Annotated in this window: 10 protein-coding genes; 7 read left to right on the top strand and 3 right to left on the bottom strand. The window is 60.9% G+C overall.

Annotation, left to right across the window (positions count from 1 at the left end; translation table 11 throughout):
* Window positions 1-53: 53 nt before the first annotated feature.
* Both ACMUVN_RS00765 and ACMUVN_RS00760 read right to left on the bottom strand, forming a co-directional pair.
* Complete coding sequence (locus ACMUVN_RS00765; protein WP_047614315.1) at window positions 54-968, bottom strand: HD-GYP domain-containing protein; 915 nt, start codon at window positions 966-968, stop codon at window positions 54-56.
* Between the two features lie 134 nt (window positions 969-1,102).
* On the bottom strand, window positions 1,103-1,339 hold the full coding sequence (locus ACMUVN_RS00760) for a hypothetical protein (protein WP_155295704.1): 237 nt from the start codon (window positions 1,337-1,339) through the stop codon (window positions 1,103-1,105).
* A 114-nt stretch (window positions 1,340-1,453) separates the two neighbouring features.
* On the opposite strand from ACMUVN_RS00760, the gene ACMUVN_RS00755 reads away from it, so the two are divergent.
* A complete protein-coding gene (locus ACMUVN_RS00755) occupies window positions 1,454-2,557 on the top strand; it encodes a branched-chain amino acid ABC transporter substrate-binding protein (protein WP_047611329.1) in 1,104 nt (367 codons plus the stop codon).
* Between the two features lie 119 nt (window positions 2,558-2,676).
* Window positions 2,677-4,374, top strand: coding sequence for an adenine deaminase (ade, locus tag ACMUVN_RS00750; RefSeq protein WP_047611330.1), 1,698 nt, complete (start codon window positions 2,677-2,679; stop codon window positions 4,372-4,374).
* 71 nt (window positions 4,375-4,445) lie between these two features.
* On the opposite strand, the gene ACMUVN_RS00745 is transcribed toward ade, so the two are convergent.
* Window positions 4,446-6,092, bottom strand: a complete 1,647-nt coding sequence (locus tag ACMUVN_RS00745) for an alpha-glucosidase family protein (RefSeq protein WP_414814789.1) — start codon at window positions 6,090-6,092, stop codon at window positions 4,446-4,448.
* Between the two features lie 285 nt (window positions 6,093-6,377).
* Between ACMUVN_RS00745 and ACMUVN_RS00740 the strand changes: the two genes are divergently transcribed.
* Genes ACMUVN_RS00740 through ACMUVN_RS00720 form a run of 5 tightly spaced genes read left to right on the top strand, consistent with a single transcriptional unit; the run spans window position 6,378 to window position 11,816 of the window.
* A complete protein-coding gene (locus ACMUVN_RS00740; RefSeq protein ID WP_132572770.1) occupies window positions 6,378-7,958 on the top strand; it encodes a peptide ABC transporter substrate-binding protein in 1,581 nt (526 codons plus the stop codon).
* Window positions 7,959-8,006: 48 nt separating this feature from the next.
* The gene (locus ACMUVN_RS00735) at window positions 8,007-8,930 is read left to right on the top strand and encodes an ABC transporter permease subunit (protein WP_132572773.1); all 924 of its coding nucleotides are present in this window, start codon (window positions 8,007-8,009) and stop codon (window positions 8,928-8,930) included.
* Window positions 8,927-9,844, top strand: a complete 918-nt coding sequence (locus tag ACMUVN_RS00730; protein WP_047611337.1) for an ABC transporter permease — start codon at window positions 8,927-8,929, stop codon at window positions 9,842-9,844. The genes ACMUVN_RS00735 and ACMUVN_RS00730 overlap by 4 nt, the downstream gene beginning before the upstream one ends.
* Window positions 9,845-10,837 (top strand): ABC transporter ATP-binding protein, encoded by a 993-nt coding sequence (locus ACMUVN_RS00725; protein ID WP_047611339.1) that lies wholly within the window; start codon window positions 9,845-9,847, stop codon window positions 10,835-10,837.
* Window positions 10,830-11,816 carry an ABC transporter ATP-binding protein gene (locus ACMUVN_RS00720; RefSeq protein WP_132572779.1) on the top strand — a complete coding sequence of 329 codons (987 nt, stop codon included), beginning with the start codon at window positions 10,830-10,832 and terminating at the stop codon, window positions 11,814-11,816. Before ACMUVN_RS00725 ends, ACMUVN_RS00720 begins: the two co-directional genes overlap by 8 nt.
* Window positions 11,817-11,975: the final 159 nt, after the last annotated feature.

Genomic DNA, 11,975 nt, shown 5'->3' with positions numbered 1-11,975 from the left:
GGCGCGGCGCTGTAAGCCCGTGCAGGCCCTTTTGTTGCGAAGATGGATGGATTTCAGTTCACGGCGGCGACGGAAAGGCAGAGGGCGAATTTCTTCAGGAGCCGGCGATCAAAATGCCCTTCATTGCCAAGCATCCACTTCAATGCCTGGCTCGCGCTCCATGGCGCTCTGTACGGCCGCACGGAGGTGATGGCGTCATAGACGTCGCAAATCGCGGCAAGGCGCGAATGGAAGCTGACCTGCTCTTCGGAAAGCTTGCGGGGATAACCCTTGCCGTCGATACGCTCATGATGGTTGAGGCAGACGTCTAGAACGATCTCCGATATGCCTTCCTGGCGTGACAGGATTGCGTGTCCCTTTTCCGGATGATCGCGGATCATCTTGATCTCGTCCTCGTCCAAGGGACCTTCCTTGTTCAGTATCTCGAGCGGAATTTCGAGTTTACCGACATCGTGCAGCAATCCCGCCGTGCCGAGCGCCTGCACGGTAGCCTCGTCAAGCCCGAGATGACGGCTGAAAAGGATCATCAGCGCACTCACCGAAATGGAATGCAGGAATGTCGCTTCGTCCCTGGATTTCAGACGCGTAACGCTCAAAAAGACAGTGGGATTCTGATCTATCGACTTGGAGACCGAGGAAATCACCGGAGCCACCTGATCTATGCTGATCCCGTCGCCGTGCTGGAGTCGACCAAAAACACTTTCCAGCACCTGCACGGATTTCTGGATGGTCTCGCGTGCCGCCTTGGTATCGATCTCGATATTGCCGCCCGGCAGGCCATCAATGTCGAGGCCTCTGCTGGTGTTGATGATAACACCTGTCATGCCGCTCTTGCGAAGCTTCTGGGCATCGATTTCACGGCGCAGGAGAAATCTTCGTTTAGACAGAAGAGGATCCTGCCAGGCACCCTCGATCGCCTCTACAAACATTCCGGTGCGCACCTGTCTGGCTTCGACCCGCTTGAGCATCCAGCTCTCTATTCCTGAAAATATCTCTCTGTTTATTTCGACCGCTCTTTTGCATCGCAGCAATATATGCGCGCACAATGGTTCTACACTAACTGGTAGAATCAAGTGTTAATCTCAAAGCGGAATTCGAATAGTCAGACAGATAGAGAGCTCCCGCGAAATTCGGGAGGGTTCATCGGCGCGCCGCTGACGCGGGGTACCGGCACCAAGAAAAAATGGAAAACGGCGCCGAGATCGATGATTTTTCGACGATTCGCGCCGAATCGGCTCGATTTTCGTTTCATTTTGTTATCATCTTGCGGAATCTCACCAAAATTCCTAGAAATCTTGGCGTTGCGCCCGTTCGAGCCAAACATGGCCGGAGGGCGCATTGATCGCGCCGATATCGATCGTCCTTGGCACGGCCTGAGGGTCGTTGAACGATCCGGAAAAACCGGCGCGGCACCTCATCGTGGGTCGAATGACCCCATCCAAGGAGACAGACAATGACCCTCAAGACATTGACGGCGACCCTCGTCGCGTCACTCGCCTTTGCGCCGCTCGCCCATGCCGATATCACCATCGGCCTGATCGCGCCGCTGACCGGCCCCGTCGCGGCCTATGGCGATCAGGTGAAGAACGGCGCTCAGACCGCCGTCGACGAGATCAACAAGAAGGGCGGGATTCTCGGCGAGAAGGTCGTCCTCGAACTGGCCGACGATGCCGGCGAACCGAAACAGGGCGTTTCCGCCGCCAACAAGGTCGTCGGCGACGGTATCCGTTTCGTTGTCGGCCCGGTGACCTCGGGCGTCGCCATCCCGGTTTCGGACGTGCTTGCTGAAAACGGCGTGCTGATGGTCACTCCGACTGCGACGGCCCCTGACCTGACCAAGCGCAGTCTCACCAACGTGCTGCGCACCTGCGGCCGCGACGACCAGCAGGCCGAAGTCGCCGCCCAATATGTGCTGAAGAATTTCAAGGACAAGCGCGTCGCCATCGTCAACGACAAGGGCGCCTACGGCAAGGGCCTTGCCGACGCCTTCAAGGCGACGCTGAACGCCGGCGGCATCACCGAAGTCGTCAATGACGCGATCACCCCAGGCGACAAGGATTTCAGCGCGCTCACCACCCGCATCAAGTCCGAGAAGGTCGACCTCGTCTATTTCGGCGGTTATCACCCGGAAGGCGGTCTGCTCGCCCGCCAACTGCATGACCTCGCCGCCAACGCGACGATCATCGGCGGCGACGGCCTCTCCAACACCGAATTCTGGGCAATCGGCACGGATGCCGCCGCCGGCACCATCTTCACCAATGCCTCGGACGCCACCAAGAACCCGGACTCCAAGGCCGCAGCCGAGGCGCTCGCCGCCAAGAACATCCCGGCCGAAGCCTTCACCCTGAACGCCTATGCCGCCGTCGAAGTGCTGAAGGCTGGCATCGAGAAGGCCGGCAGCGCCGAGGATGCGGAAGCCGTCGCGACCGCGCTGAAGGGCGGCCAGGAGATCCCGACCGCCATCGGCAAAATCACCTACGGCGAAACCGGCGACCTGACCTCGCAGAGTTTCTCGCTCTACAAATGGGAAGCCGGCAAGATCGTTGCTGCCGAATAAACCATCGCTGACCGTCGACGACCGGGCGCCCTTACGGCGCCCGGTTTCGTTTTGCGGCACTCGCTTGTGGCGGCAGATCGGTTATAAGTTTCGGAATCGGTTGCAATGTGAGCAATGCCATGACCACCAAGCTCGAACGTCTCATCGACCAGGGCGTCGGCCGCGTGCCGGCCGATATCGTGCTGAAGGGTGGCCGCTTCTTCGATCTCGTCACCGGCGAACTCGTCCTCTCCGACATTGCCATCGGCGCCGATCGCATCGTCGGCACCTCAGGCAATTATGATGGCGAGACCGAGGTCGATATTTCGGGCAGGATCGTCGTTCCCGGCTTCATCGACACGCATCTGCACATCGAATCCTCGCTGGTGACGCCGCATGAATTCGATCGCTGCGTCCTGCCCTATGGCGTCACCACCGCGATCTGCGATCCGCACGAGATCGCCAATGTGCTCGGAAGCGCCGGCATCGAATTCTTTCTCGAATCGGCGCTGGAGACGATCATGGACATCCGCGTCCAGCTCTCCTCTTGCGTTCCAGCGACCCATCTCGAAACCTCCGGCGCCGATCTGCCGATCGAGCGCCTCCTGCCCTACCGCCACCATCCGAAAGTCATCGGCCTTGCCGAATTCATGAATTTCCCCGGCGTGATCCACAAGGATCCTGTCTGCATGGCCAAGCTCGAGGCCTTCCAGGGCGGCCATATCGACGGTCACGCGCCGCTGCTGTCCGGCAACGACCTCAACGGTTACCTCTCGGCCGGCATCCGCACCGAGCACGAATGCACGACGGCCCGCGAAGCACTGGAAAAGATCCGCAAGGGCATGCATATCCTCGTGCGTGAAGGTTCGGTATCCAAGGATCTCGCCGCGCTGATACCCATTATCACCGAGCGGCTGTCGCCCTATCTGGCGCTCTGCACCGACGACCGCAATCCGCTCGATATCGCCGAACAGGGCCATCTCGATCACATGATCCGCACGGCGATCGCAAGCGGCGTCGAGCCCCTGGCGATCTACCGCGCCGCCTCGATCTCGGCGGCCCGCGCCTTCGGCCTCAGGGATCGCGGTCTGGTCGCGCCGGGCTGGCGCGCCGATCTTGTGGTTCTCGACAGCCTGGAAAATTGTCGCGCCGACATGGTCTTCTCCGCCGGCCGCCGGGTCACCGATGCACTCTTTTCCTCGCGCAAACCGGTTGCTCCGATCGGCCTCGACAGCGTCAAGGCCCGGCCCGTCAACGCCGCCCATTTCGGCGTGCCGGTCGCCGAGGGTGAAACGCCTGTCATCGGCGTCATGCCGGGCAAGATCATCACCGAACATCGCCGCTACCGCCTGCCGGTCAGCGGCAACGAGACGACGGTCGATCTTGCCAACGATATCATCAAGGTCGCCGTCATCGAGCGCCATGGCAAGAACGGCAACCATGCCAACGGCTTCGTCCAGGGCTTCGGCCTGAAGAAGGGCGCGATCGCCTCCACCGTCGGCCATGATAGCCACAACATCTGCGTCGTCGGCGTCAGCGAGGACGATATGGCGCGCGCGGCAAACCGTCTCGGCGAAATCAAGGGCGGCTTCGTCGTCGTCGAAGACGGCAAGGTCACCGGCGAAATCGCCCTGCCCATCGCCGGCCTGATGAGCCTTGAGCCCTATGAGACGGTCCGCGATACACTGCACCACCTGCGCAAAGCCGCCTTCGCGCTCGGCGCCACGCTCGAGGAACCCTTCCTCCAACTCGCCTTCCTGCCGCTGCCGGTCATCCCGCACCTGAAGATATCCGACCGCGGCATGGTTGACGTGGATAAGTTCGCGTTGATCGGGTGATGCAATTCTAGGGCTGATTTCGCAGTGGGCGACCTTTGAATGTTGCCTTCATGGTTACGGCAGAAAGAACATCAAACCCGCGCGCAAAACCCGTCGAGCGCCGCAAGCTTCACCGATCCCACGCCAGCCATCGCCCCGAAGCCCGGCATCTCGAGCGGTTCCTCAAGCACCACGCCATCAGGCAGGTGGAATTCCGCCGGTTCGCGCGTCAGGTTGAAGACGAAGAGTAGTTTTTCTCCGTCCTTTTCGCGGGTGAAGGCGAGCAGATCCTGGTTGGTGCCGATGAAGGTCATATCGCCGTCGATCAGTGCCGGATGGCTCCTCCGGAAAGCAAGCGTCCTGCGGTAGTGGCGCAGCACCGAGCCGTCGCTTGCCTCCTGCATATCCACCGAAAGTGCTGCCTGCTCGTAAGGCACCGGCAGCCAGCTCTTTTCCGCCGAGGTGAAGCCCGCATGCGCTTTGCCCGCCTCCCAGGGCATTGGCGTGCGGCATCCGTCGCGGCCCTTGAAGGCCGGCCAGAAGCGGATGCCATAGGGGTCACGCAGATCCTCGAAGGCGAGTTCGGCCTCCGGAAGCCCGAGTTCCTCGCCTTGATAGAGGCAGATCGAGCCGCGCAGCGCCGCAAGCACCGAGATCGCCAGCATGGCGATGACGGGCCGCTCTTCCTCCGTCCGCGCAAAGCGGCTGACATGGCGCATGACGTCGTGGTTGGAAAAAGCCCAGCAGACCCAGCCGTCGGTCACCGCTTTCTGAAAAGCCTCGACGCAGCCGCGAATATGCACGGCGGTGAAATCCGGTCCGAGCAGATCGAATGTGTAGCACATGTGCAGCTTGTCGCCGCCGCTCGTATAGGCGCCGACCGTCTTCAGCGAACGCGCGCCGTCGCCGACTTCGCCGACGGTCGTGCGATCTTCGTATTGGTCGAGCAGCGCCCGGAAGCGCTTGAGGAAATCGACATTTTCCGGCTGCGTCTTGTCGTAGAGATGGTTCTGCATGCCGTAGGGGTTGGTGTCGGGCGCATCGAGGCCTGCGTCGTCCTCGTCCGGCTCGTGCGGCGGATTGCTCCTGAGCTGCTTGTCGCAGAAATAATAGTTCACTGTGTCCAGCCGGAAGCCGTCGACGCCGCGGTCGAGCCAGAACCTCACTGTCTCCAGTACCGCATCCTGCACTGCCTTGCTGTGGAAGTTGAGGTCCGGCTGTGAGGTCAGGAAATTATGCTGGTAATATTGGCGACGCACGCCATCCCATTCCCAGCCCGGTCCGCCGAAGATCGACAGCCAGTTGTTCGGCGCCGTACCGTCAGGCTTCGGATCGGCCCAGACATACCAATCCGCCTTGGAATTGGTCCGGCTCGACCGGCTCTCGACGAACCAGGGATGCCGGTCTGATGTGTGCGAGATCACCTGGTCGATGACGACCTTGATGCCGAGCCTGTGTGCCTCGGCCATCATCTCGTCGAAATCGGCGAGCGTCCCGAAGATCGGATCGACATCGCAATAATCGGAAACGTCGTAGCCCATATCGGCCATCGGCGACTTGAAGAAGGGCGAGAGCCAGATCGCGTCGACGCCGAGGCTGGCAATATGCGGCAGCCGGCGGGTGATTCCCCTGAGATCGCCGAGCCCGTCGCTGTTGGTATCCTGAAACGATCGCGGATAGACCTGATAGATCACCGCGCCGCGCCACCAGTCCGCACTCCCGCCTGCCTGCAATGCCATCGGCTACATCTCCTGCCTCGTTTGCGCCCGCCACACTAAAGCGGAAGAAACAAAAGACAACCATGTGAAGCCGTTATGAAGGCGCTGCGAAGGCCGGGAGGCATCGTCGCGATCCGACAAGGGGGAGACGTATATAGGCTTGTCCACAACCCCTTTCCACCCACCGGATTTGGGGTTGCAACGCAAAGCCTTTGCGATAATGTGCGCACTGACCTGCACGTAAGAGGTCAAACACCGGGAACAAATGTCTAATAAAGGCGCAAAGCCTAGAAAGGTGGACCCACCATGAACCAATTCACGAAAAAATTTCTCGCCTCTGCAATGCTTGGCACATTGCTGGCGTTTTCGGCGCATGCGGCCACGCTGAACATTCACAATGGTGGCGACCCGCAGTCGCTCGATCCGCAGAAACTGTCAGGCGACTGGGAGAACCGTATCGCCGGTGACATCTTCGAGGGCCTCGTCACCGAGGACGCCAAGGACAATCCGATCCCAGGCCAGGCCGAAAGCTGGACGATTTCGCCTGATGGCAAGGTCTACACCTTCAAGCTTCGCGACGGCATCAAGTGGTCCGATGGCCAGCCGGTAACGGCAGGAGACTTCGTCTTCGCCTTCCAGCGCCTCGTCGACCCGAAGAACGCCGCTGACTATGCCTATCTGCAATTCACCATCAAGAATGCGGAAAAGATCAACAAGGGCGAGATCACCGATCTCAACCAGCTCGGCGTCAAGGCGATCGACGACAAGACGCTCGAAATCACGCTCGAAAATGCCACGCCCTATTTCCTCAATGCCCTGATGCATTACACCGCCTATCCGCTGCCGAAGCATGTCGTCGAGGCGAAGGGTCAGGATTGGGTCAAGATCGGCAACATCGTCACTAACGGCCCTTACAAGCCGGTCGAATGGGTTCCGGGCTCGCATGTCACGACGGTCAAGAACGACCAGTGGTACGACACCAAGGACCTGAAGATCGACGGCGCGAAGTTCTTCGTGCTCGAAGACCAGGAAGCCGCGCTGAAACGCTATCGCGCCGGCGAATTCGACATCCTCACCGACTTCCCGACCGACCAGTATGAATGGATGAAGAAGAACCTGCCCGGCCAGGCGCACGTCGCCCCCTTCTCCGGCCTCTACTATTACGTCGTCAACTCGCAGAAGCCGCCCTTCAGCGACAAGCGTGTCCGCCAGGCTCTCTCCATGGCGATCAACCGTGAAGTGATCGGCCCGCAGATCCTCGGCACCGGCGAATTGCCGGCCTATTCCTGGGTTCCGCCGGGCACAGCGAATTACGGCGAGCCGGCCTATGTCAGCTGGAAGGACCTGCCCTATAGCGAGAAGGTCGCCGAAGCCAAGAAGCTTCTGACCGAAGCCGGTTTCGGCCCGGACAAGCCGCTGCACGCCGTGCTCAGCTACAACACCAACGACAACCACAAGCGCATCGCCGTCGCCATTGCCTCCATGTGGAAGCCGCTCGGCGTCGATGTCGAGCTTGTCAATGCCGAAACCAAGGTGCATTACGACCAGATGCAGCGTGGCCAGGTGGAAATCGGCCGCGCCGGCTGGCTCGCCGACTATAACGACCCGGACAACTTCCTGAACCTCCTGGTGACAGGCGTACAGATGAACTATGGCCGCTGGTCCAATCCCGAATACGACAAGCTGATCAAGGAAGGCAACGCCGAGACGGACCTCACCAAGCGTGCGGCGATCTTCAAGAAGGCCGAACAACTGGCGCTGGATGAATCCGCCGCCCTGCCGATCTACTACTATGTCTCGAAGAACGTCGTTTCGCCGAAGATCGAAGGCTTCGTCGACAATATTCAGGACATCCACCGCACCCGCTGGCTGTCGATGAAAGAGTAAGGGAAAACGGTCCTTTCCGCGCATTGCGGAAAGGACCGGCCCACGATCATGATCAAATACGCCCTCCGTCGCCTGCTATCGACGATCCCCGTTCTGTGGATCGCCGTCACAGCCTGCTTTTTTGTTTTGCGCCTTGCCCCCGGCGGCCCTTTCGATGGCGAAAGGCCATTGCCGCCGGTGATCCTGAAGAACCTTGCGATCCACTACAATCTCGATAAGCCGCTCATCCAGCAGTACCTGATCTATGTCGGTGACCTGCTCCGGGGCGATCTCGGCCCCTCCTTCGCCAGCGAGGATTTCACCGTCGCCCAGCAGATCATGATCGGTCTGCCCTACACCTTCACCATCGGTACGGCTGCCTTCCTGATTGCCATCATTGTCGGCGTGGCCGTCGGCTGTCTTGGGGCTCTCTATCAGAACAAGGCACCGGATTATATTCTGGGCGCGCTCATTCTGGTGGGCGTCGTGCTGCCGAACTTCCTGATTGCGCCCATCCTGCAGCTCGTCTTCGGCATCCATCTCGCTTGGTTTCCGGTCGGCGGCTGGGGTGACGGCTCGATCAAATACCTCATCTTGCCGATCGTCGTTCTGGCGCTGCCGCATGCCGGCCGTATCTCGCGCATCACCCGCGGCTCGATGATCGAGGTGATGAATCAGAACTTCATTCGCACCGCCAAGGCCAAAGGCATCGGTCCCCGCCTGACAGTCATGCGCCATGCGCTGAAGCCCGCCATGATGCCTGTCGTCTCCTATCTGGGTCCAGCGGCAAGTTACCTTCTCACCGGCTCGCTGGTTGTCGAGAGCATCTTCGGATTGCCCGGCATCGGCCGCTATTTCGTCAACGCAGCGCTGAACCGTGATTACGGCATGGTTCTCGGCACGGTCATCTTCTACATGGTGCTGATCGTGTTCCTGAACCTTCTCGTCGATATCGCCTATGCGTGGCTCGATCCGAAAGTGAGAAACCGATGATTCTCAATCCCGCAAAACGCGAGTTGCTCGCCCAGGAACTGCTGGAGGCGGAGGGCCTTGCGCCCGAAAGCCGTTCGCTCACCAGGGATGCGTTACGCCGCCTCGGGCGCAACAAGGCAGCCGTCCTGTCGATTTTCGTCCTGGCGCTGCTGATCCTTGCGGCCTTCCTCGGCCCCTGGTTCATTCCCTTCAACTATGAGGATCCGGATTGGGCGGCCTTCCGCATACCGCCCTCGATCGAAACCGGCCACTATTTCGGTACCGACCCGAACGGCCGCGACCTTCTCGCCCGCGTCCTTTACGGCACCCGGGTCTCGCTTGCCGTGGCGCTGACGGCGACCGTCGTCTCCGTCTTCATCGGCGTGCTCTACGGCGCCGTATCGGGCTATATCGGCGGCAGGCTGGATGCGATCATGATGCGCTTCGTCGACATCATGTATGCGCTTCCCTATATCCTCTTCGTCATCCTGCTGATGGTGATCTTCGGCCGCAACGTCTATCTGCTCTTTGCGGCGATCGGCGCTCTGGAATGGCTGACCATGGCCCGCATCGTGCGCGGCCAGACGCTATCGATCAAGCATCGCGAATTCATCGAGGCGGCCCGCGCATCCGGGCAGCGGCCGTTCAAGATCATTATCAAGCACATCATCCCGAACCTCGTCGGCCCGGTGGTGATCTTCGCGGCGCTGACGGTGCCTGAAATCATCGCCACGGAAAGCTTCCTTTCCTATCTCGGCTTCGGCGTGCAGGAGCCGCTGACCTCGCTCGGTACGCTGATCGCCGAGGGGACCGATGCCATGGAAAGCATGCCCTGGCTGCTGGTCTTCCCGGCCAGCTTCCTTGTGGCCCTGCTGCTCAGCCTGCTCTTCATCGGCGACGGCCTGCGCGACGCGTTCGACCCGAAGGATCGTTAAATGACGGATACCCTCCTCGAACTCAAAGACTACTCGATCACCTTCAAAACACCCGATGGGGAGGTGAAGGCGGTCTCGAACATGAACCTGACGGTCAAACGCGGCGAGCGCATCGCCATCGTCGGCGAGTCCGGCTCCGGCAAGAGCCAGACCTTCCTCGGCATCATGGGCCTGCTTGCCAAGAACGGCAGAACGACGGGACAGGCGCTGCTCGAAGGCAAGGACGTGCTGGCGCTGAAGCCGCGCGAACTCGACCAGATCCGCGGCAAGGACATGGCGATGGTCTTCCAGGACCCGATGACCGCCCTCAATCCATCGCTGAAGATTTCCCGGCAGTTGACGGAGCAGCTCGAGGTTCACGGTGGGCTCACTGCGCGCGCCGCATCCGCCGCCGCACTCGACATGCTGAAACGCGTCGGCATTCCCGACCCGACGCGGCGCTTCCACCTCTATCCGCACGAGCTATCCGGCGGCATGCGCCAGCGCATCGTCATCGCCATGGCGCTGCTCACCCGGCCGAAACTTCTGATCGCCGACGAACCGACGACGGCGCTCGACGTCACAATCCAGGCGCAGATCCTCGATCTCTTCAACGACCTGACGGCGGAGATGAACACGGCGCTCGTCATGATCACCCACGATCTCGGCGTCGTCGCCGGCCTCGCCGACCGCGTCGCCGTTATGTATGCCGGCCGCATCGTCGAGGAGGCGCCGGTCGACGAACTCTTCGACAATCCGGCCCATCCCTATACCGCAGCGCTGCATGCCTCGATCCCGCGCCCTGACCAGGATGTCGATGACCTCGTCGTCATCCCGGGCCGCCCGCCGAACCTGCAGCACCTGCCGAAGGGCTGCAATTTCTCGCCGCGCTGCTCGCAGGTCCAGGACGATTGCATCGATCGCCCGCCGCCGCTCGAAACGCTGGCGCCGCACCATTGCGCCGCCTGTTACCACCCTTTCCCGCGTCGCGAGGAGCTGCTCAACCATGGCTGAACGATCGCTTCTGAGGGTCGAGAACCTGACGACCCAATTCGAACTGCCGGCGAAAGGCCTCTTCAAGCCGCCGATCTTCCTGACTGCCGTCAACAATGTCAGCTTCGACCTCAGCGAAGGCCGCACGCTCGGCATCGTCGGCGAATCCGGCTGCGGCAAGTCCACGCTCGGCCGATCCATCCTGCGGCTGCTGAAATCGCAGAAAGGCCGCATCCTCTGGCAGGGCCGCAACCTTCTCGACCTCACGGACGAGGAAATGCGCGCCGCCCGCCGCGACATGCAGATCATCTTTCAGGATCCGATCGCCTCGCTCGACCCGCGCATGACGGTCGGAGACATTATCGCCGAGCCGCTCACCGTCTTCGAGCCGAAACTCTCCAAAACCGAGCGCACCGAGCGTGTCCGCGAGATCATGACCGCCGTCGGCCTGGTGCCGGAAATGATCAACCGCTATCCGCACGAATTCTCCGGCGGCCAGGCGCAACGCATCGGCATTGCCCGCGCGGTCGTCACCAAACCGAAACTCATCATCTGCGACGAGCCGGTTTCGGCCCTCGACGTCTCGATCCAGGGTCAGGTCATCACGCTTCTGCGCAAGCTGCGCAAGGAGTTCGGCCTGACGCTGATCTTCATCAGCCATGACCTTTCCGTCGTGCGCCTGATCTCCGACGATGTGCTGGTGCTCTATCTCGGCAGGGTTGTCGAAGCCGGCGACTGCGCCACCGTCTTTGACCATCCCGCCCATCCCTATACGCAGGCACTCTTCTCCGCCGCGCCGATCCCGGATCCGAAGCTCGCGCGCCTGCGCACCCGGATCCGGCTGCAGGGTGATCCACCTTCACCGCTCAACCCACCGAAAGGCTGCGTCTTCTCACCGCGCTGCTGGAAGGCGACCGACATCTGTCGCACCGAAATGCCGCCGACCGAGGAGGTCCGTCCCGGCCAGAAGGCCGCCTGTTATCATATGGACAGGCCATGAACGGAACGAGGGCCGCGTGAGAGCGGCCTTCGCCTTGGATGCCTGATGCGCCATCCATTGTCAGAACGAAGCGGACTATTTTTGGATCTAAAGTCCCCAATAAGAAAGATTTTATGAGCGCGTGCTATCCCATTTCGGCCTAATCGCAAGCCAGGGGAA

Source organism: Rhizobium sp. IY2 (assembly GCF_047532935.1).
Lineage (GTDB): Bacteria > Pseudomonadota > Alphaproteobacteria > Rhizobiales > Rhizobiaceae > Rhizobium > Rhizobium anhuiense.
This window is presented reverse-complemented; position numbering and strand designations above follow the sequence as displayed.

Excerpts from the sequence above, each read along its gene's own strand:
- ACMUVN_RS00765 (WP_047614315.1), bottom strand. The coding sequence starts at position 968 with ATGCTCAAGCGGGTCGAAGCCAGACAGGTGCGCACCGGAATGTTTGTA.
- ACMUVN_RS00760 (WP_155295704.1), bottom strand. The coding sequence starts at position 1,339 with ATGCGCCCTCCGGCCATGTTTGGCTCGAACGGGCGCAACGCCAAGATT.
- ACMUVN_RS00755 (WP_047611329.1), top strand. The coding sequence starts at position 1,454 with ATGACCCTCAAGACATTGACGGCGACCCTCGTCGCGTCACTCGCCTTT.
- ade (WP_047611330.1), top strand. The coding sequence starts at position 2,677 with ATGACCACCAAGCTCGAACGTCTCATCGACCAGGGCGTCGGCCGCGTG.
- ACMUVN_RS00745 (WP_414814789.1), bottom strand. The coding sequence starts at position 6,092 with ATGGCATTGCAGGCAGGCGGGAGTGCGGACTGGTGGCGCGGCGCGGTG.
- ACMUVN_RS00740 (WP_132572770.1), top strand. The coding sequence starts at position 6,378 with ATGAACCAATTCACGAAAAAATTTCTCGCCTCTGCAATGCTTGGCACA.
- ACMUVN_RS00735 (WP_132572773.1), top strand. The coding sequence starts at position 8,007 with ATGATCAAATACGCCCTCCGTCGCCTGCTATCGACGATCCCCGTTCTG.
- ACMUVN_RS00730 (WP_047611337.1), top strand. The coding sequence starts at position 8,927 with ATGATTCTCAATCCCGCAAAACGCGAGTTGCTCGCCCAGGAACTGCTG.
- ACMUVN_RS00725 (WP_047611339.1), top strand. The coding sequence starts at position 9,845 with ATGACGGATACCCTCCTCGAACTCAAAGACTACTCGATCACCTTCAAA.
- ACMUVN_RS00720 (WP_132572779.1), top strand. The coding sequence starts at position 10,830 with ATGGCTGAACGATCGCTTCTGAGGGTCGAGAACCTGACGACCCAATTC.